Origin of the sequence: Pleomorphomonas oryzae DSM 16300, from assembly GCF_000422965.1 — a bacterium.
GTDB classification, from domain to species: domain Bacteria; phylum Pseudomonadota; class Alphaproteobacteria; order Rhizobiales; family Pleomorphomonadaceae; genus Pleomorphomonas; species Pleomorphomonas oryzae.
Genome location: NZ_AUHB01000001.1, coordinates 353,130 through 373,599, shown reverse-complemented (window position 1 = coordinate 373,599; position 20,470 = coordinate 353,130). Strand labels below are relative to the sequence as shown.

17 protein-coding genes and 1 riboswitch are annotated in these 20,470 nt (G+C 62.7%); of the genes, 9 read left to right on the top strand and 8 right to left on the bottom strand.

Going from position 1 to position 20,470, the window contains the following annotated elements:
* Positions 1-258: 258 nt before the first annotated feature.
* Complete coding sequence (locus tag G522_RS0101795) at positions 259-1,338, top strand: ABC transporter ATP-binding protein (RefSeq protein WP_026789588.1); 1,080 nt, start codon at positions 259-261, stop codon at positions 1,336-1,338.
* Between the two features lie 5 nt (positions 1,339-1,343).
* On the opposite strand, the gene G522_RS25085 is transcribed toward G522_RS0101795, so the two are convergent.
* Positions 1,344-1,988 (bottom strand): TetR/AcrR family transcriptional regulator, encoded by a 645-nt coding sequence (locus G522_RS25085; protein WP_169453453.1) that lies wholly within the window; start codon positions 1,986-1,988, stop codon positions 1,344-1,346.
* Positions 1,989-2,105: 117 nt separating this feature from the next.
* Between G522_RS25085 and G522_RS0101785 the strand changes: the two genes are divergently transcribed.
* From G522_RS0101785 to G522_RS0101770, 4 genes are all read left to right on the top strand, one after another.
* On the top strand, positions 2,106-3,098 hold the full coding sequence (locus G522_RS0101785; RefSeq protein WP_245586569.1) for an HlyD family secretion protein: 993 nt from the start codon (positions 2,106-2,108) through the stop codon (positions 3,096-3,098).
* Between the two features lie 3 nt (positions 3,099-3,101).
* Complete coding sequence (locus tag G522_RS25080; protein WP_051228061.1) at positions 3,102-4,301, top strand: ABC transporter permease; 1,200 nt, start codon at positions 3,102-3,104, stop codon at positions 4,299-4,301.
* On the top strand, positions 4,298-5,416 hold the full coding sequence (locus tag G522_RS0101775; protein ID WP_026789586.1) for an ABC transporter permease: 1,119 nt from the start codon (positions 4,298-4,300) through the stop codon (positions 5,414-5,416). Before G522_RS25080 ends, G522_RS0101775 begins: the two co-directional genes overlap by 4 nt.
* Before the next feature lie 62 nt (positions 5,417-5,478).
* Complete coding sequence (locus tag G522_RS0101770; protein ID WP_026789585.1) at positions 5,479-7,254, top strand: monovalent cation:proton antiporter-2 (CPA2) family protein; 1,776 nt, start codon at positions 5,479-5,481, stop codon at positions 7,252-7,254.
* Between the two features lie 7 nt (positions 7,255-7,261).
* On the opposite strand, the gene thiM is transcribed toward G522_RS0101770, so the two are convergent.
* Together thiM and G522_RS25070 are read right to left on the bottom strand one after the other, a co-directional pair.
* Positions 7,262-8,068: a hydroxyethylthiazole kinase gene (gene thiM / locus G522_RS25075; protein WP_051228058.1), complete on the bottom strand. Its 807-nt coding sequence runs from the start codon at positions 8,066-8,068 to the stop codon at positions 7,262-7,264.
* A 60-nt stretch (positions 8,069-8,128) separates the two neighbouring features.
* A riboswitch (TPP riboswitch) is annotated at positions 8,129-8,231 on the bottom strand.
* Positions 8,232-8,361: 130 nt separating this feature from the next.
* Positions 8,362-9,573, bottom strand: a complete 1,212-nt coding sequence (locus tag G522_RS25070) for an amidase family protein (RefSeq protein ID WP_051228055.1) — start codon at positions 9,571-9,573, stop codon at positions 8,362-8,364.
* Positions 9,574-9,978: 405 nt separating this feature from the next.
* On the opposite strand from G522_RS25070, the gene G522_RS0101755 reads away from it, so the two are divergent.
* Positions 9,979-11,562 (top strand): diguanylate cyclase, encoded by a 1,584-nt coding sequence (locus G522_RS0101755; protein WP_026789584.1) that lies wholly within the window; start codon positions 9,979-9,981, stop codon positions 11,560-11,562.
* A gap of 129 nt (positions 11,563-11,691) precedes the next feature.
* Here G522_RS0101755 and moaC read toward each other — a convergent pair whose 3' ends face one another.
* The 3 genes from moaC to tpiA form a co-directional block, all read right to left on the bottom strand.
* A complete protein-coding gene (gene moaC / locus G522_RS0101750) occupies positions 11,692-12,174 on the bottom strand; it encodes a cyclic pyranopterin monophosphate synthase MoaC (protein WP_026789583.1) in 483 nt (160 codons plus the stop codon).
* 1 nt (position 12,175) lies between these two features.
* Positions 12,176-13,507, bottom strand: coding sequence for a dihydroorotase (locus G522_RS0101745; protein ID WP_036837586.1), 1,332 nt, complete (start codon positions 13,505-13,507; stop codon positions 12,176-12,178).
* 300 nt (positions 13,508-13,807) lie between these two features.
* Entirely contained in the window at positions 13,808-14,551 is a 744-nt protein-coding gene (gene tpiA / locus G522_RS0101740; protein WP_026789581.1) for a triose-phosphate isomerase, read from the bottom strand.
* 466 nt (positions 14,552-15,017) lie between these two features.
* Between tpiA and G522_RS25065 the strand changes: the two genes are divergently transcribed.
* The 3 genes from G522_RS25065 (at position 15,018) to trpC (ending at position 18,857) form a co-directional block, all read left to right on the top strand.
* The gene (locus tag G522_RS25065; protein ID WP_169453451.1) at positions 15,018-16,910 is read left to right on the top strand and encodes a peptidylprolyl isomerase; all 1,893 of its coding nucleotides are present in this window, start codon (positions 15,018-15,020) and stop codon (positions 16,908-16,910) included.
* A 134-nt stretch (positions 16,911-17,044) separates the two neighbouring features.
* Positions 17,045-18,058 carry an anthranilate phosphoribosyltransferase gene (trpD, locus tag G522_RS0101730; RefSeq protein WP_026789580.1) on the top strand — a complete coding sequence of 338 codons (1,014 nt, stop codon included), beginning with the start codon at positions 17,045-17,047 and terminating at the stop codon, positions 18,056-18,058.
* Between the two features lie 10 nt (positions 18,059-18,068).
* Positions 18,069-18,857: an indole-3-glycerol phosphate synthase TrpC gene (gene trpC, locus G522_RS0101725; RefSeq protein ID WP_026789579.1), complete on the top strand. Its 789-nt coding sequence runs from the start codon at positions 18,069-18,071 to the stop codon at positions 18,855-18,857.
* A 58-nt stretch (positions 18,858-18,915) separates the two neighbouring features.
* Here trpC and G522_RS0101720 read toward each other — a convergent pair whose 3' ends face one another.
* Together G522_RS0101720 and fabI are read right to left on the bottom strand one after the other, a co-directional pair.
* Positions 18,916-19,353: a glyoxalase superfamily protein gene (locus tag G522_RS0101720; protein WP_036837583.1), complete on the bottom strand. Its 438-nt coding sequence runs from the start codon at positions 19,351-19,353 to the stop codon at positions 18,916-18,918.
* 243 nt (positions 19,354-19,596) lie between these two features.
* Positions 19,597-20,415 (bottom strand): enoyl-ACP reductase FabI, encoded by an 819-nt coding sequence (gene fabI, locus G522_RS0101715; protein WP_026789577.1) that lies wholly within the window; start codon positions 20,413-20,415, stop codon positions 19,597-19,599.
* Between the last annotated feature and the right edge of the window lie 55 nt (positions 20,416-20,470).

Here is a 20,470-nt window from a genome sequence, read left to right as displayed (position 1 = left end):
TCTTGCCTGTTGATCCGCCGGTCGAGTTCCCTGGCGTTTTGGTGTGGAGACCGGTTTACAAATGGGGCGTGTGAACGGCTCTCATCCCCCTCCGTCCTCCTTGCAAAAAAGTGTAGACCAGTTTACGAAATTGTAAAGAGGCCGGGTTGAGGAAGCCGGCCGTACCAAAGTCGGGGTGGAGGATGTCAGCCCAAGGGAAGGCCTGACGTAGAGGATCGCCGGCTGCTTGATATATCCGACGGGTCGAGGGAGGACGATGTGGCGGGACTGAAACTCGAGAGCGTGCGCAAGAGCTTTGGCGAGCTCGCGGTCATCCACTCTGTTGATCTCGACATCGACAGCGGCGAGTTCGTTGTTTTCGTCGGCCCGTCAGGCTGTGGCAAATCGACGTTGTTGCGCCTGATCGCTGGCCTTGAAGACACGACTTCCGGCCGCATCGAGATCGACGGTGCTGACGTCACCGAGACACCGCCGTCCGAGCGTGGCGTCGCCATGGTGTTCCAGTCCTATGCGCTCTATCCGCATATGACGGTGGCCGAAAACATGGGTTTCGGCTTGAAGATCAATCATGTGCCAAAGACCGAGATCGCGCGCAAGGTTGGCGAGGCGGCTCGCGTGCTGCATCTTGAGGAACTGCTTGATCGCAAACCCAAGCAGCTCTCGGGCGGTCAGCGTCAGCGTGTGGCCATCGGCCGGGCCATCGTCCGCAATCCCAAGGTCTTCCTGTTCGACGAGCCGCTATCCAATCTCGACGCGGAGCTGCGCGTTCAGATGCGCCTCGAGATCGCTCGCCTGCACCGCGAGGTGAAGGCGACGATGATCTACGTGACGCACGACCAAGTGGAGGCCATGACGCTGGCCGACAAGATCGTCGTGCTCCGGTCGGGTCGCGTGGAGCAGGTGGGCCGGCCGATCGATCTCTATGCCGATCCGAACAATCTATTCGTCGCCGGTTTCATTGGCTCGCCGAAGATGAACTTCCTGAAGGGGATCGTCGGCGAGCGGACTGATGTCGGCACCGAAGTTCGCATTCCTGCCTTTGGCCTGTCGCTGATCCTGCCGGCTGCGGCCGATCTGAAACCCGGAACGGCTGTGTTGGCGGGCGTGCGTCCCGAACACTTCCACCAAACGGCCGCTCATATGATCGTGCTGCCCATTGAGGTTCTGGAAAACCTCGGGGGGCAGACCTACGCCTATGGACGGACGCCGGACGGTGATCAAGTGGTCGCCGAGGCACGGTTCCTGCCGCCCGGTTGGCGTGGCGACAAGCTCGATATCGGCTTCAATGCCGAAAACGTGCTTCTGTTCGATCCGGAAAGTGGCCTGCGTGTCCGCTGAACGGGTTAGCCAGTGGCGACCCCATCGAGGAATATGGCGACCGATGCCTTCACCCACTGGTGCTGTTCGGCAATGGTCAGCGGTTCTCGGAGGCCGAGCAGGATCTGGCGCTGCGCCTCATTGATCGTACCGCGCAGAAGATGAGCCGCTATCTCGACGTTGCCGGGGCGCAGAAAGCCGCTTTTCTGATGCTCGCGAATCCATGCCTCGAACACACCGGTAATGCGGGCCGTTGCCTGTTGATAACTTTCGGCAAGGGCCGGAACCTCCAGACGCTCGGCCGCGATGAGACGGGTGAGTCGCACAGCATCGTCGGATAATGCCAGGCCGGCATACCCCAAAAGCAGGGCTTCGAGGCTCACGCGGGGATCGGTTGCGGTTATCCGCGCTGCGTCGAGGCTGCCGAAGGCCATGTCGATCCGCGCCTCCATAGCCTCCTTCAGCAAGTCCTCCTTGGCGGAGAATAGACGATACAGCGTCCGCGTTGACACGCCGGCCTCGCGGGCAATGGTGTCGATTCCGGTGCGGATATACCCCGTCTCCAGAAAGGCCCGTGACGCCGCCGCGATGATTACGGCGCGCGTCTCGTCGTCGCTTCTGAGGGGCGGCCGTCCGGGACCGCGCGTTGGAGCCTGATTGCTGTCGACCATCTGCATCCCCTTTCTTGACACAAGGTGGCTTCCGGAAATAAAGAAAACAATGATTTTCCAAATTATCGCAAGCTGAATCGGATTTCGAGCCGGCTTCGATACGTAAGGATGAAATCCGTGTCCGCTTGGCGTCCTCTCGTTATCGCCGGACTGGCGGCTGCCGGCCTCGGTCTTTCCGTTGTTTGGGCAGTCGATCATCCGGAACCGCTGATGCTGCAGGGCGAGGTGGAGGCGACGCGTGTCGATCTCGCCGCCCGTGTTGCCGGTCGGGTTCTCAGGACACCGGTCGACATGGGCGACCGGGTGGCTCAGGGCGATCTGGTGATCGAACTCGACAGTCCAGCGCTTCGGGCCGGACTCGACACATCGAAGGCGACTCTCGCCGTCGCCCGATCGAACCGTGATCTGGCCTTTTCGACGCGACAGGAGACGATCGACGCCCGCCAGGCCGAGCGGGAGAAGGCCGAAGCCGACGTGCTGTTGGCGCAGAAGACCTACGACCGCGTCAGCCAGTTGCAGGAACGCTCCTTTGCCTCCGAACAGGTGCTCGACGAGGCGTCCAACAAGCTCAACGCTGCCCTGAAGGCTCGTGCTGCAGCCGAAGCCAATCTCCAGCTCGCCATCAAGGGCAACAGTTCCGAGCAGAAGGCGGTCGCAGTGGCGCAGGTCGAACAGGCAGCAGCCGCCGTCGCCCAGATCGAGACCGACCTTGCCGAACTCACGGTGAAGGCGCCGCTAGCGGGCGAGGTGACGGCCCGCACCGCCGAAATCGGCGAGCTATTCGGCGCCGGCACACCGCTCGTCTCCATCGTTGACGTCGATCATGCCTGGTTCACTTTCAACGTCCGGGAGGATTTGCTGAATGGCCTTGTGGTCGGGAACCGGCTGAAGGTACGCGTGCCGGCACTGGGTGGCCGCGAAATCGACACCCGCGTAACAGTCATCAACGCGCAAGGCTCTTACGCCAACTGGCGCGCCACCAAGGCGACCGGCGATTTCGATCTTCGTACCTTCGAGGTGAGGGCGCGGCCCGACGGCCCGGTCGAGGGGCTGCGTCCCGGTATGAGCGGGCTGATCGACTGGTCAGGGCCTCGGCTCATGGAACGCTGAGCCATGGCGCAGCGAGCCCATCTTAAGGCCGGCTTCCGGCGGGCTCTTCTCGCCGAGTTGCGGCAGATCGGCGCGCGTCCTGGACTGATGTTCATGCTGGCGCCGTTTCCGCTTCTGCTGTTTGCACTCCTGGCGGCGGTGTTCCAGCTCGGTCTGCCGCGCGATCTGCCCATTGCCGTCGTCGACCAAGACCGCTCGACGCTATCGCGACAAATGGTGCGCATCGTCGATGCAACCCCGGAGGTGGCGGTCGCCCATGAGGCGAGTTCGCTTAGCGAGGGGCGCCAGCTTCTTCTCTCTGGCGAGGCCTACGCCGTGGTGCTGATCCCGGCCCGCACGGAGCGCGACGTACTGGCTGGTCGACGGCCCGAGGTCGTGCTGTTCTACAACAATCAGTATATGACGCCGGGCAGCCTGGTTGCCCGTTCCGTCGGCGGTGCCCTGGGCACGGTTGCGGCCGGCATTTCGATCGAGGCGCGCGTTGCCCGTGGTGCCGATGTTGAAAGCGCCACGCAGGCGGTAACGCCGGTGCCTGTAAGGCAGAGTGCGCTGTTCAACCCCAGTCTCGAATACGTCCAGTTTCTGCTGGCGGCCGTCATGCCAACAGTGCTGCAGATTTTCATTGGCGCCAGCGCCGCCCTGTCTTTCTCCCGTGACCGGCAAGGCGTTGCTGGTTTGGGCCGGTCGCTTCGGCTCGGCGGCACGCTCATGAGAACGGCAACCGGCAAGCTCGCACCCTATACGCTGACCTATCTTCTCGTGCTGTGGGGCGCCGATGCGCTGCTGTTCGGACCGATGGGCGCGCGCTTTGGCGGCAATCTCGCCTTTCACGTCGCCTATGGTCTGGTCTTCGTGCTTGCCTCGCAGATGCTTGGCGCGGCGGCGGCGCTTATAGCTCGCGACACGGTGTCGGCGCTCGCCGCCATCGGCGTCATCACCGGGCCGGCCTTCGGCTTTACCGGCATCACCTTCCCGCGCCTTTCCATGAACGGCTTTTCCACCGTCTGGGCCGACCTCCTGCCGGTGACGCACTATCTCGAGCTTCGCACCGACAACATCCTGCGTGGCGCATCGTTCGACATCTCCCTGCCAGCTTTTGTTTCGCTGGCGACGCTGGCACTGGCCTATGGTGGAGTGACGCTTCTCCTCCTCTGGCGTCACGGGCGACCACGGCCTGCCATCGCTGTGGAGGCCGGCAGATGATTGCTGCCTTCTTCCACGAGATCGTCATCGCGATCATGGCCATCTGGGCCGATAAAGGTGCCAGGTCGACCATGCTGGGCGCGACGCTGTTCTTTTCCGTCTTCTTTCCGCAGCCCTACCTTTCCGAGGTGGTGCGCGACATGCCGGTGGCCATCATCGATCAGGACGGATCGACGCTGAGCCGCGAATTGATCCGCCGCATCGATGCCGCCGATGCTGTCGCCGTCGCCCGCTACGCACCCGACATGCCGTCGGCCCGCGCCCTCTTCCTGAAACGCGAGGTCTACGGCATCGTCGTCGTGCCGCCGAAGTTCGAGCACGATCTCTTGGCCGGTCGCGCGGCGCCGATCGCCGCCTTTTCCGACGGTGGATACTTCTTGCTGAATTCGGTGATGTCGTCGGCGCTGTCCAATGCGACGCGCAGCCTCGGCGCCGAGGTCCAGGTCGGAAGGCTCACAGCCTCAGGCACCGACATGGCCTCAGCCATGGCCATCGTCGAGCCGCTGCGCGTTACCACCGTACCGCTGTTCAACCCAACCGGCGGCTATGCGAGCTTTGTGCTGCCGGCCGTCTTCGTGCTGATCCTGCAGCAGACGTTGCTGATGGGCATCGGCAATCTCAAAGCCGGTCGCCGCTCCCTCGGAGCCTTTTCCACCTTGGCCGATGCGATCGTCTACGTCGGTCTCTATAGCCTGTGGGCTGGGGTCGTGCTGGTGCTGCTGCCCTGGGTTTATCGACTACCCCGCATCGGCGACGTCGCCGTCATGTATGCGGTGGTCGTACCATTTCTATGCGCCGTCACAGCGATGGGTATCGCAGTTGCCCGGCTGATCCCCACCAAGGAAGGCGTCATCTTCTTCTTGGTGGTGCTCGGCATGCCCCTGTTTTTCCTGTCGGGTGTCTCCTGGCCGGCCGAGGCCATGCCGAGACTGCTGCATGCCGTCGCCTTCATCATTCCCTCGACGACGGCGGTACCGGCTCTGGTGCGCGTCAACCAAATGGGCGCCGACGTCCGGTCTGTCGAGACGACGATCCTGATCCAACTCGGCCTCTGCCTCGCTTACTCAACACTCGCCGTAGCCGTGGAACGGGTTAAGCAAAAGCGCCTCGCCTGACGCGGCTTGCGTGTCGGGTTGGTTCGGACCACACTCGGGAAAATACTGAGGCGAGGTGTGGTATGGCGGCGGCGGGGCTCGGGGCGACGATTGGCCCGGTGGTGGTGCTTCTTTCGGCCGGTGTGCTGGCAGTGCCGCTGTTCCGCCGGCTCGGTCTTGGCTCGGTGCTGGGTTATTTCGCGGCCGGCGCCTTGGTCGGCCCCTCGGCCTTTGGCCTGTTTTCCGATCCGGCCGCCATGCTGCACGTGTCGGAACTCGGCGTCGTCATGTTCCTGTTCCTGATCGGACTGGAGCTGAGGCCGCAAAAACTCTGGGCAATGCGTGTCCAGATCTTTGGGCTTGGCCTCGCACAGGTGGTCGTCTGTATCGGCCTGCTGACGTCTGTTGCCTTCTTGGCGTTCGGACTACCATTTATTCCGGCTTTCATTGCCGGCGCCGGCTTCGTTCTGTCGTCCACGGCGGTTATCATGTCGCTGCTGCAGGAGCGAGGCGAGCTGGCGAGTGTCGACGGGCAGAAAGCCGTTTCGATCCTGCTGTTCGAGGATCTCTCCATCGTGCCGCTTCTTGCCCTGGTGGCTTGGCTGGCGCCACCCGATGGTCATGGCGGCAATGGCTGGATTGGAGTGGGGCTCGGTGTTGCGGCTGTGGCGGCGCTGCTACTGGCCGGCCGCTATCTTATCGATCCATTCTTCGGCCTGCTTGCTCGCGCCCGTACTCGTGAAGTGCTGACCGCCGGTGCGTTGTTGGTCGTGCTGGGCGCGGCCTTGCTGATGGAAGCGGTCGGCCTGTCTATGGCGATGGGCACATTTCTCGCCGGCGTCATGCTGTCGGGTTCGAGCTACCGTCATCAAGTCGAAGCCGATGTCGAGCCCTTCAAGGGGCTGTTGATGGGCCTGTTCTTTCTCGCGGTCGGCATGTCGCTCGATATCCGGGTGGTCGTGGAACGCTGGCCGCTGCTGATCGGTCTTCTCTTCGCCTTTGCCGTGGTGAAGGGGATCGGCATCTATGTGGTGGCGCGCCTGTTCGGCTCCAACCATCGCTTGGCCTCTCGCCGCGCCCTGATGTTCGCCCAAGGTGGCGAGTTCGCCTTCGTGCTTTACACGGCGGCGGCGAGCGGCGGCGTCATTCCGACTAGTGACGCTGCCTTATTCGCCACGGTGATCATCCTCTCGATGGCGCTGACACCGCTGGTCCTTGCCATCTCGGGCCACTTCCGTCGCGAAGAGGAAAAGTCGCTCGATGGTGTCGAGGAAGCGCGTGATCTTCGCGGTAGCGTGTTGCTGATCGGCTTCGGCCGCTTCGGCCAGGTCGCCGCGCAGCTGCTGCTATCGCGCGGTGTCGACGTGTCGATGATCGAGAACGATCCCGACCGCATTCGCGAGGCGGGGCGGTTCGGCTTCCGCATCTTCTATGGCGATGGCACCCGGCTCGACACGCTCCAGCATTCCGGCGCGGCCGAGGCGGAAGTGATCATGGTCTGTGTCGACGACCGCAAGGCGGCGAACCGGATCGCCGAATTGGTCAAGGCCAATTTCCCGCTGGCGCGATTGCTGGTCCGGTCCTACGACCGCATCCACTCGATCGAACTGATCCGCGCCGGAGTCGACCTCGCGGTGCGCGAGACTTTCGATGCGGCTCTGCATATGGGTGCCGAGGGCCTGCGGGCACTCGGTTGCAGCGAGGAGCGGACGGAGGAGGCTCTTGCCACCATCCGCCGCCTCGACGCGGAGCGGCTATTGGCCCAGGTGCAGGGCGGCATCATGGCCGGCCGCGAAAATCTGACGACGCGGCCGGTACCTGAACCCCTCACGCCGCCGAAGAAGGTGGCGGCCGAGTAGTCCAAGCTCAGACGGCCCGTATCGCCGCGTTGGCCTGGAGACCGTTAAGATCCAGCGCGTAAAGCGCATCGCACAGTTCCTGGGGCAGGAAGCCGGGGCCTTTCACCCGCTTGCCGGCGATGGCGCCGGCCGCGGCATAGATGGCAAGCGCTGCCACCGTGCCCTCGAAGGCCGGCGCAACGGCGACGAAGGCGCCGACGAGGACGGTCAGCGAGCAGCCGAGGGCTGTCGAGAGCGGCATCAGTTCATGGCCGCCATCGATGGCGACGGTGCGCGTCCCATCGGTGACATAGTCGGTCTCGCCGGTCACCGCGACAACCGCCCCACTCGAGCGGGCAAGCGCGATGGCGCTGTCGAGCGCGGCATTGGAGCTCGCCGAGCTGTCGACGCCCTTCGAGGCGACGCTGGCAACACCCGAAAGCGCCATGATTTCCGAAGCATTGCCACGAATGACAGTCGGTCCCATGGCGACAAGGTCGGCAGCGGCCGTATTGCGGAGACGGGTCGCACCAACGGCGACAGGATCGAATACGATGGGTTTGCCGGCTGCCTTGTAGACGCTGGCCGCCAGCTTCATGCCGGCGATCCAGTCGGACGACAGCGTGCCGATGTTGAGCGTCAGCGCGCGGGCGATACGGCCGAAATCCTCGACCTCGTCCATCGAGTGCACCATGGCCGGCGAGGCGCCGGCGGCGAGCAGCACGTTGGCGGCGATATTCATCGCCACGAAATTGGTGATGTTGTGCACGAGTGGTCGTTCGGTGCGTACCTTCTCATGAAGGGCATGAACGTCGGCAAGCGTCAGGGTGGTCATCGCGGGCTCCTTCGACGACGATCGCCCGCGGACAAGAAGACGTGTGGCTGCCGGACAGGCCGGGCCGCTCGCCTCAATCCCTCCGCCGGCATGATCCGGATCAGGTTCGTGGGGTTGGATCGCTCCTCTCAGTCCGGCGAACCGGACACCCCCTTGAGACGGTGCGAACATAGGCGGGGGGAGGGGGAAGCGCAAGGGAGAGGCGCTGAGAGCGGAGCAGCCTGCGCGAACGTTGTGGTTCTACCGGATAGCTATACAGACGCGAACGACGACCACGATTTGACCTCAGTCCGTCAGTTCAGCATGCGTCCTACGGCTTCCAGCAAGAATTCATCCTGATAGTGCCCTGAGGCAAAGGACAGGCCGACCGGGCAATCGTCAACGGTCAGCAGCGGAGCTGTGATTTCTGGCAAACGCGCCACACCGGAGAAGGCGGTAATGGTCATTGTTCGGTCGTAGAAATCCAACACGGCATCCAGGTTCGTCAACGTTCCCTTCAGAGGCGCGATGACAGGTGTCGTCGGAAAGCAGATGACGGTGCCCGGTACGAGGTAGGCGTTGATCTTCTCAAAGAGCCGTTCGCAGCGCGCAAGACTGTCCATTGCCGCAATACGGTCAAAGCGTTGCACATTGCCATAGGCCATGGAGAAAGCGATGCCAAGCTCTGGCTTGGCCGTCTCGATCCAGTTGCCGACTGTGCTTTCAAACTCGGCGGATTGCAGGTTGCGGAGCGCCTTCACGTTGCAGTCGCTCAGCGGGATATCCTCGCTAACGATTTTCGAAAAATGGATTGTTTCCAATGAGATGCCGACATCGTGGGAAATTCGCTGAAGAGCTGAGCAGACCTGGTCCTGCACGGCTTTGTTCGCGACTTCCAGCGCATCGGTCAGAAGCAGGAGACGCCGCAAAGGCACCCCTGTCTTTGGACCGCTATGCAACATGACGCGAGCGGCGGCATTCAAATGCTCAAACCGCGCTGCCAGAACACCAACAGTGCTTACGCTTGGCATGAAGGGCAGCACTCCGGCCTCTGATATCCGGTGCAGCGAGGGGCGCATGCCCCAGATTCCACACAAACTTGCCGGAACGCGAACGGATCCCCCTGAATCCGTACCAATCGAAAAGTCCGCGAGTCCATTGGCGACCGAGGCGGCTGATCCGCTCGAAGAGCCGCCTGGAATTCGCTCCGGCGCTTTCGCGTTGCGCGGCGTTCCGAGAAATTGGTTTTCGCCATCAAGGCTATAGGTGAATTCGTCCGCAATGGCCTTGCCCACACAACGCGCACCGGCGGCGAGCAACTGATCGACGCAGACAGCGTTATGCACCGGTGCCGGATGGGCATCTCTCCATGCCGGGCTGCCGTAGGAGGTCCTCAGCCGTGCAATGTCGATGTTGTCCTTCACGGTGAAGGTCGTCCCGTCCAACGGACCGCTGCCTAAGGGAGAGAGATCCAGTCGCTCTACAAGGCAACAAGCAGGGTCGTCGGGAAGGGGTGTCTGAAACATGACTTTCACGTCGAATAAGCTACGCGGCGACGAAAACCATCACGATTCGGAGGGTGAGACAACGCGAACCAAAAATGTGATGGATCGATTGGAAATGAGTGGCTCTTTCGCAGGTGCCAGTCCGACTGGACCGGGTTACGCCATCGTGAGAAAAATCCGAGAGAGAGGGGAATTACGCAGAGGTCGGAATTGAGCCTCCTGAACGATGCAGCGCAGCATCATTCTAGACATTAGGATTTTTACTTTCGCCCAATAGGTCGATTTTTTGCAATTTCCACGGGAATTTGGAGAATGATTGCGAGTGTTAAATACTGTTGACGATAAATTATTTACCCGGCAGGGCTAAGATAGTCTCCGCCTTCTGTTGCCCAGCAGGCCGTTTTGTTTGGAGCGATGTAGCGAGATATGCGGATACGGCTAGCCATATTTGCGCTGATCGGCTTCAGTCTGGCGCCGTTCCTGGTAAGCCAAATTTTAGTGGCCGAAAAGAACATGCATATGGCTCTCGCGACGGCGGAGCAGAGCGTGCGGCTTTCGTTGGCGCGCACCGAAGATATATTCGTCGGCGCAAAGGTTGAGCTTGAAAATCTGTCCGCGACAGTTGCGCTGATCGACTCCCTGCGCTCCAGCTCACCTGAGCAGTGCAGCCAAACTCTGCGAAAGATTGTCGGGACCCACAAGCATGTAAAAGCTGTGGCGTTGCTATCCCCACAGGGTCTTGCTTATTGTGGGTCTGAAGATAAAGCGGTCGGTCTTTCGTTTTCTGAGCGTAAGTATTTTAGAGAGAGTCTCGATTCTATTGGAATCGCTTGGGGCGATCTACAGATCAGCAAGGTGAATAATCAGATCACTGTCGTTTCGGCGCGCGCCGTTCGCTTTGAAGGGAAAGTGGCTTTCGTCGTACTCGTAACGCTCGACGTCGCGTCCATGAAGCAGCAGACTTTCGAACAATTTCAGCTTCAGGTCGCCGAGGCGGCCCTTATGGATGGGCAAGGCGAAGTTCTGGACAAGGTCGTCTTCGACAAGAATGTACCTCTCTTTGACGAACAAACGCTCGGCCGGGCACGAGCGATGAGCACTGGGATCATTCCTTCGGATACTCATGACCAGAACTCAAGCCTAGTTGCCGTCATGAAGCTGCCGATGGCGGCCGGGCGTCTCGTCTTTGCCGTCCCGATTGGTCAGATCTACACTGTCGCACATCGTGAAATGGTTGCCGCGGTGGCATTGGTTTGCCTGGAAACACTGCTCATCGCCGCGTTCGTTCTCGCCGCTTTGGAGCTTCTGATCCTGCGAAGCCTACGCCGAATGACCGATTTCGCGAGCCGCATTACCGCTGGCGATCAGTGCCATAGCATGGCTGTTCGGTCGCCATTTCCCGAGTTCACAATCCTGTCCTCGGCACTGAACATGATGGTCGAGAAGCTCGAAAGCGTAAGCTTTACCGATCCGTTGACCGGCCTTGCCAATCGGCGTGCCCTCGAAATCCATCTTGAGCGCTGCGACGAGCGCCTCCAAAGCGACGGCGTCGAATGCTCCGTTGCCATGATCGACATCGATCATTTCAAACTATTCAATGATCGGTTCGGCCACGGTACCGGAGACTCGGTGCTCCAGATGGTTGGCGAAACGCTGAGGAGTTTTGCGCCGTCGGGTGAAGAGATGGCTGCGCGCTACGGCGGCGAGGAGTTCACCTTCATTCTGTCCGATACGAGCGTTGAAAGCATCACCAGGCGTCTCGATGCGTTACGCTGCTCAATCGAGGATCTGGATATTCTTCACCCGGATTCGAGGTACGGTCGGCTCACTGTCAGCATCGGCTTTGCGCTGGCGCTTTCGGGCGGGAACATGCAGGAAACGCTCGCACGTGCCGACCTCGCCCTCTATGCCGCCAAGGAGCGTGGACGCAACCGGGTGGAAAGCGATTTAAAGCCACCGCCCACACCGGCAACAGCTCGAGATCGCCTCACTGAGGAGGCGTTGGCCTGAGGCCGAGCATCAAGTGAGAAGTGGCCTACTTCTCGACAAATACCGACGCGCGGAAAAGCCCGGAGCGGCGGCGCGGATATATCCGGTGCTTACCGCTGTCAGTATCAGCGACTGATCCGCTTCACCGGTTCACTTATCGGCCAGCCAGCGCCCCGATTTGCCGCCATCCTTTTCGAGAAGGCGGATGGCCTCGATGCGCACGCCCTTCTCGGCCGCCTTCACCATGTCGTAGACGGTAAGGCAGGCGACGGAAACGGCGGTCAACGCCTCCATCTCCACACCGGTATTGCCGGAGCAACGGACGATGGCGGTAATGTCGAGGCCCGGCAGCGTCGGGTCCGGCGAAATGTCGATCGCCGCCTTGCTGATCGGTAGGGGATGGCACAGCGGGATAAGGTCGGACGTTTTCTTGGCGGCCATGATGCCGGCAAGACGAGCGGTGGCGATAACGTCGCCCTTGGGTACCCGTCCGTCGAGAATGAGCGCCAGCGTTTCGGCCTTCATCACCACTTTGCCGGCGGCTATGGCCGTACGGGCGGTGGTCGCCTTGTCACTGACGTCGACCATGTGGGCGGCGCCCTTTTCATCGAGATGGCTGAGAGGGGAGGTCATGTCAGGCTTCTCTCGACAGCGCTTCGACGAAGCGGATCGGCTCACCGGTGGAGGGTGTTGCAAGATCGCCCTCCCACATCACTCTTCGGCCGCGCACGATGGTGCCGACCGGCCAGCCGGTGACCTCCACGCCGTCGTAAGGCGTCCAGCCGCAGCGCGAGGCAATCCAGCTGTTGCGGATGGTTTCGCGGCGCTTCATGTCGACGATGGTGAGGTCGGCGTCGTAGCCGACGGCGATGCGCCCCTTCCGCGCCATTCCGAAGATACGCGCCGGCCCGGCCGAACTGAGGTCGACGAAGCGTTGCAGCGTCAGCCGTCCGGCGTTGACGTGATCGAGCATGATCGGCACAAGCGTCTGCACGCCGGTCATGCCGGAAGGGCTGTCCGGGTAGGGCTTTGCCTTTTCCTCGAGGGTGTGTGGCGCGTGGTCGGAACCGAGCACATCGGCGATGCCCTGCGTCAGGCCCCGCCAGATGCGGTCGCGATGGGCGGCCGAGCGCACCGGCGGGTTCATCTGAACGAGGGTGCCGAGCCGTTGGTGGTCGGCTTCGGTCAGCGTCAGATGATGCGGCGTGACCTCGACCGTCGCGACATCCTTGTGATCCTTGAGAAAATCCATCTCGTCGCCGGTGGAGATGTGCAGCACGTGGATGCGGGCGCCCTTGTCGCGGGCGATACGGACGAGCCGCTCGGTCGATTTCAGCGCTGCCTCCACGTCGCGCCAGACGGGATGGCTCGACGGATCGCCGGCGATGCGCAACGGCTTGCGCTCGTTGAGCCGCGCCTCATCCTCGGAATGGAACGCGGCGCGGCGGCGCGTGGCACCGAGAATGGCGGCGACGCCCTCGTCATCGGCAACCAGAAGGTCGCCGGTCGAGGAACCCATGAACACCTTGATGCCGGCAGCGCCCGGTAGCCGTTCGAGCTCGGGGATGTCGCGCACGTTGCCATGCGTGCCGCCCACCCAAAAGGCGAAGTCGCAATGCATGCGATGGGTGCCGGCCGCCACCTTGTCCGCAAGACGCTCCGCGCCGGTGGTCAGCGGGTTGGTGTTGGGCATCTCGAACACGGCGGTCACCCCGCCCATGACGGCGGCGCGGGAGCCGGTTTCCAGGTCTTCCTTGTGGGTGGCGCCGGGTTCGCGAAAGTGCACCTGGCTGTCGACGACGCCGGGCAGGATGGTGAGGCCGGCGCAATCGATCGTCTCGCCGGCTGAGACGCGGGAGAGATCACCAATCTCGGCAATACGGCCCTCGCGGAGGCCGATGTCGCGCTCGCCGATGCCGTCGTGGTTGACGACAGTGCCGTTTCTAAGGACGGTGTCGAAAGTCATGGGGCGTGGTCCTATGCGAGTGGCCTACGGCCGGCGGGAAGACCTCTTATCGGTCTTTCCACCTATTCGCTAGATGACCCCTCTCCGTCCTCCGGCGAGGAAGACGGCGCCGCTCGCGCTCCGGCGAGACCGACCATCGATCCGAAAAGCCGCGCCTGATGGCAGCAGCGTGTCGTCTCGACAAGCTCTCTTCCTGTTCTCGGGAAGAGCTGGAGAGGGGTGGCGGCCCGCCCTCCTGGCGGTACTGAAACAGCGGCTCCGGCGCGTCCTCGGATGAGGAATGCGCCGGAGCCGCTAGTATTACTTGTAAGCGGCGGCAATGCCAAGGAAATCGGTGGCCTTCAGCGAGGCGCCACCGACGAGGGCGCCATTGACGTTCTCAACGGCCATCAGCTCGGCGGCGTTGGACGGCTTCACCGAACCGCCATAGAGAATGCGGATGCCGTTGGCGTCGGCGCCGAAGCGGCGGACCAGTTCCTTGCGGATGAAGTTGTGCACTTCCTTAACGTCGGCGGCGGTCGGCGTCAGGCCGGTGCCGATGGCCCACACTGGCTCGTAGGCGATGACGGTATTGGCAGCCGTCGTGCCGTCGGGCAGCGAACCGGCGACCTGGGTGCCGACGACGTCGAGCGTCTTGCCGCCGGTGCGCTCGGCATGGGTCTCGCCGACGCAGACGATGGCGATCAGGCCGGCGCGCCAGGCGGCTTCGGTCTTGGCCTTGACGACGGCGTCGGTCTCAGCGTGGTCGGTGCGGCGCTCGGAGTGGCCGACGATGACGTAGGTGGCGCCGGCATCCTTCAGCATCTCGGCCGAGGTGTCGCCGGTGTGGGCACCGGAAACCTTGGCGTGGCAGTCCTGGCCGCCAACCGGCAGCAGGCCCTTCTGAGCAAGGGTGGCGACGAGGGTGAAGGGCGGGCAGATAGCGAGCTCGGCCTTGGCCTTGAGGGCGGCATCATAGCCAGCGGCAATGGCCTCGAATTCGGCAACAGAGGCCTTGAGGCCGTTCATTTTCCAGTTTCCGGCAACCAGCGGCTTGACCGACATGCTCTCGTTCCTTCGATATGCGTTGCGTGGGCGTGGATCATCCCGAACCGGGGCCGGCCTGAATCCTCGAAACGGCCTGGAAGATGATCGTGTAGGCGAAAACCCGCAAGCGCATTTATATCCGGCAGATGCAAAACGCTAGCAAGGGCTATTGACTACGAAACCCCACGAAACGCTCGTCGAATGGAGCGATCCGGAATGCCGGCCGATTCTCTTGGGCGGGCCTGCCATTGCCCGTGCGATCGTGAGTGTCGCCTGCCGTGCGTCGTCCCAGATGTGGATATGCGTGACAAGGTCGCGACCGAGCAGGGTGTCCGAGGCCGGATTTCGGCACTTTATCAGGCAAAACCGGCGCTTGCGGCATGAGGCCGCCGCCCCTATGATCCCGCGCGCCGAAGCGGTCCCTGCGAGACCGGTGGCGTGACTGGGATGGATGGGCGCGCGCGCCCCCGAGACGGACGACACAATGCTTGATTCAATGCGCCGCGGGGCGAACACGCTTCCCGCGAAGATTTTTCTGGGCCTCCTGACGCTGTCCTTCATCGGTTGGGGCGTCGGCTCCCGCCTCGGAGCTTCGCATTCCGACACGCTCGCGACGGTAGGTAACACCTCGATTACGCTCGGCGAATTCCAGCGTGCCTATCAGCGGCAGTCGCAAGCGGTGGCCCGCCAGATCGGCCAGGCGCTGACGCCCGATATGGCTCGCTCCATTGGTCTGCCACAACAGACGCTCGGCACGCTGATGGCCGACGCCACCGTGGCCGACATGGCTGCCGCCGTTGGCCTTGGCGTGTCCGACGATCGCCTCGCGCAGGGCATCGCCAACGACCCGCAGTTGAGAGCTCCGGGCGCCCAGACCTTCAATCGCGACTATTTGGCCCAGCTTCTCAATCAAAACAACCTCAACGAGCCGATGTTCATCGCCCAGCGGCGCAAGGAAGAACTAAGCCGCCAGCTGTCGCTCGGCCTCGTCGGTGGTCTGACAGTTCCGAAAACCATGGTCGCCGCTATCTATCGCTACCAGAACGAGGCGCGCGACATTCGCTATGTCACGCTGGCCCGCGCCCAGGTGGAGCCGATCGGCAAGCCGGCCGACGACGTGCTCGCCAAGTGGTATGAAGAGCATAAGGCCGAGTTCCGGGCGCCGGAATTCCGCACTATCGAGGCGTTGGCTCTGACGCCTGACGCCGTTGCCGACCCCTCGGGGGTGACGGACGAACAAGTGTCGCGCGAATATGAGCGCACCAAGGATCAGTATGGCGCCCCCGAACAGCGCCGCATCCAGCAGCTGTTCTATGCAACTCCGGAAGAGGCCGCCGCCGCTGCCGCCAAGCTCAAAGCCGGTACGAGCTTTGATCAGCTCATTACGGACGCCGGCTCCAAGCCTGAGGATGTCGATCTTGGCCTTCTCCCGCGCGACAAGGTGCTCGATCCGGCGGTGGCTGGCGCCGCATTTGGCCTCGCTCTCAATACGCCGAGCGAGCCGGTGAAGTCGCCGTTCGGCACGGTACTGCTCCGCGTCACCGAAATTCAACCGGCCCATACGAAGACGCTGGCCGAGGTGGCGCCCGAGATCCGGAAAGCGATCGCCACCAAGGCCGCCGAGCGTTCCGTGTTGGAAATACATGACGAAGTGGAAGATGCGCTGGCGGGCGGCGCGACGCTTCAGGAAGTGGCGAACCGCTTCAAGCTGAAGCTGGTGACCGCCCAGGTGGACCCCGAAGGCAATGGCGTCGACGACCAGCCGGTTACTGGTCTGCCCGATCAGGCAGCACTTCTGAAGGCGGCTTTTGCCGCCGAAGAGGGCGGCGAGAACGAGCCGCTGTCCGTCAGCCGCGGCTTCATCTGGTACAATGTCTCCAAGGTGACGCCGGGCCGCGACCGTACGCTCGATGAGGTGAAGGATAAGGCCATTGTTGCCTGGACCGACGCCGAAGCGCAGGTCCGCCTGACGGCCAAGGCTGAGGATATGGTGAAGTCGCTGAAGGCGGGTACGCCGATCGACGATCTTGCCAAGACCGCGTCGGTGGAGGTCGAGACCGCTTCGGGCGTGACGCGCCAAGCGGGCGATGCCGGCCTTGGGGCCGACGGCGTCAATGCCGCTTTCGCCGGCCCGAAGGGGCACGTCGCCGCCATTCCAGGACCGGACGGTACGCGTGTCGTGCTGTCGGTCGCCGAGGTCGTCAATCCGCCGATGCCGGAAGGCGCTGGTGAGGCTGTCGATATTGCCGACAAGATCGCTACAGCCGTCGGGCAGGGGCTCTTTGGCCAGTATCTTGGGGCGGCCCAGGAAGAGTTCGGCACCACCGTCAACCAGTCGCTGCTCAACGCCGCGATCGGTGCCGGCAGCGCCAACTGATGTGAACCTGGCCTTAGGCCAGGGCTCCACATTCCACGTCTCGGAAGATCCGGCGTGGGCGTGAATTTTCCGAAACGCTCTCCGGCATTGCATTGCAATCTGCCGGAGATTTCATGCTGGGTAGGGAACGAGCGATGGCCGATTTCAAAACCCTGATCGCCAAGGTGGCGTCTGGTGCCAGCTTGAGTCGGGAGGAGGCGACCTCGGCCTTCGACATCATGATGACCGGCGAGGCGACTCCGTCGCAAATCGGCGGCTTCCTGATGGCACTCCGGGTGCGGGGCGAAACGGTCGAGGAGATCGCTGGCGCCGTGTCGTCGATGCGTTCGCGCATGCTGACCGTGGAAGCGCCGGTGGATGCCGTCGATATTGTCGGCACCGGCGGCGATGCTTCCGGCAGCCTCAATATCTCCACTGCCTCGGCCTTCGTGGCGGCTGGCGCCGGGCTCACCATCGCCAAGCACGGCAACCGGGCGCTATCGTCGAAATCCGGCGCGGCCGACGTGCTGATGGCGCTCGGCGTGAAGATCGATATCGGGCCGGAAATCATCGCCGCCTGCATTCGTGAGGTGGGCGTCGGCTTCATGTTCGCGCCGGTGCATCATTCGGCGATGAAGCACGTCGGGCCGAGTCGTGTCGAACTTGGCACGCGCACCATCTTCAACATCCTCGGTCCGCTCTCCAATCCCGCCGGTGTCCGTCGACAGCTGGTGGGCGTCTTTGCACGCCAATGGCTGTTGCCGGTGGCTGAGACGCTGGGCGCTCTCGGCTCCCAAGCGGTCTGGGTGGTGCACGGCTCCGACGGCCTCGATGAGATGACGCTGTCAGGTCCGACCTACGTCGCGGAACTGAAGAACGGCAAGGTACATTCCTTCGAAGTCACACCTGACGACGCCGGACTGCCACATCACGCTCCAGAAGCGGTACGGGGAGGCTCGGCTGAAGACAACGCCCAGGCGCTGAGAGCGCTGCTCAATGGCGCCGCTGGCGCTTACCGCGACACGGTGCTGCTCAATGTCGCAGCGGCCCTTATGATTGCCGATCGTGTACCGACGCTGAAGGACGGGGTGACACTCGCCGCCGATGCCATCGACAGCGGTCGCGCCCTTGCCGCGCTCGATCGGCTCGTCGAGCGCTCCAACGCCTGAGGAATATGCCGTGGCCGACATTCTCGCTCGCATCGAGAGCTACAAGCGTCAGGAGATCGCTGCTGCCGAGGCGGCAATTCCGCTTGCGGACATCAAGGCGATGGCCGCCGACCAGGCGCCGCCGCGTGGCTTCCGCGCCGCCCTTGAGAAGAAACACGCCGAAGGCCGTTACGCGCTGATCGCCGAGATCAAGAAGGCTAGCCCGTCGAAGGGGCTGATCCGGCCGGATTTCGATCCGCCGGCGCTGGCTCGCGCTTATCAGGAGGGTGGGGCGGCCTGCCTTTCGGTCCTGACCGATGCGCCGTCCTTCCAGGGGCATCCCGATTATCTCAAGGCCGCTCGCGCGGCGGCGGCGCTGCCGGCGCTTCGCAAGGACTTCTTGTTTTCCGCCTATCAGGTCTACGAAGCGCGGGCCTGGGGTGCCGACTGCATTCTGATCATCCTCGCGGCAGTCGATGACGACACCGCCAGACGCCTTGAGGACACCGCTTTCGAACTGGGTATGGACGTGCTCCTTGAAGTGCACGACGCCCCGGAACTCGAGCGGGCGCTGGGGCTGCGATCGCCCCTTCTCGGAATCAACAATCGCAATCTCCGGACCTTCGAGACGCGGCTCGAGACCACGGAAGAGCTGTCGAAAAGCGTGCCGAGTGACCGCATTCTGGTCGCCGAATCCGGCCTGTTCACGCCGGCCGATCTCGCGCGATTGGCACGCGTCGGTGCCAAGACCTTCTTGATTGGAGAAAGCCTGATGCGGCAGGCCGATGTCGCGGCCGCGACGAAGGCCTTGCTCGCCTGAGGTCGTCAGGAAAAGGAAATCCAGAGCCTGCCCAAACAGGCTCTGGAGGCCAAGATCATCAGGCTGATAGCACCATATGCGGCCGGCCATTCGACGTTTTGGATGGGCTGATGCCTGCCTCGTCGATGGTGGCGGTAACGCGCTTGCGGAAAGCCGAGAAGCTCTCGAATTCCACCACATCCACCGGTTCGTCGAAGTCGACAGTGATGGTGTAGTAGCCCGGTACCGAGGTGGCCGCCTTCAGCGCCAGCACGGTGCCTTCGAAGGCCTTGCCGAGATAGCTTCCCTTCACGCGGTCGCCGGGGTTCCACGAGCGCCGAGGCGGCTCGTTGCCGGCTTTGGCGTAGAGCGTGTTCCAGTCGGCGAAGCCGTATTGCTTGGCAATCAGCTCCAGCGATTTCGAATGGCTGATCTCGCTGCCGGCTTCGGCAAGCGAGCTTCTAAGACGGCGAGCCTGGGCTTTCAACTCGTCGAGTGTTGGTAATGGGGACGACATGACCGTTCTCCGTATGGCATCGGAGATGACCGTAAGCAGGGTGCCCGCATTGCCGAGAGGTCTCGATGCCGTGTAACGGAGCGATCGACGGGAGCTTCACCATGGCTTGCGCCGGCGGGCGGCTGGGGTCCCTCACCCATGGGCCGTCATCTAGGAGCAGCGGGCTTAATTGTCAAGGCAAAGGACCAGAATGCAAAAAACCGGGCTTTTGGCCCGGCTTTTCAGGTTCGGAATTCAGCCTCGTCAGTCCTTGATGACCGAAATGTCCGGCGCATCCACGGCCTTCATGCCGACGGTATGATAGCCGCTATCGACATGCAGCACCTCGCCGGTGACGGCGCGGCTCAGGTCGGACAGCAGATAGAGCGAGCTGTCGCCGACCTCCTCGATGGTGACGGTGCGGCGCAACGGCGCGTTATACTCGTTCCACTTCAGGATGTAGCGGAAGTCGCCGATACCGGAGGCGGCCAGCGTCTTGATCGGGCCAGCCGAGACGGCGTTGACGCGGATGTTCTGGGGGCCGAGGTCGACGGCGAGATACTTGACTGACGCTTCCAGCGCAGCCTTGGCAATACCCATGACGTTATAGTTGGGCATCACCTTCTCGGCGCCGTAATAGGTGAGCGTCAGCATCGAGCCGCCATCGGTCATCAACTTCTCGGCGCGCCGGGCGACAGCCGTGAAGGAATAGACCGAAATCAGCATGGTCTTCTGGAAGTTCGCTTCGCTGGTGTCGACATAGCGCCCCGTCAGTTCGTCCTTGTCGGAGAAGCCGATGGCGTGCACCAGGAAGTCGATCTTGCCCCATTTTTCGGCGAGCGTCGCAAAGACGGCATCGATGGTATCTGCCTCGGCCACGTCGCAGTGGCCAACCACCAGCGCGTCCAGCTCGGCGGCCAGCGGTTCGACGCGTTTCCTCAGCGCATCGCCCTGATAGGTCAGCGCGATCTCGGCACCAGCGGCATGGAGCGACTTGGCAATTCCCCAGGCGATGGAACGGTTGTTGGCCAACCCCATGATCAGGCCACGCTTGCCCGCCATCAGCCCCACAGCACCTGCCATTTTGTAACCCCGCCTAATCAAATCCGGATGTCGTGCTCGTATGACACAAGGATTA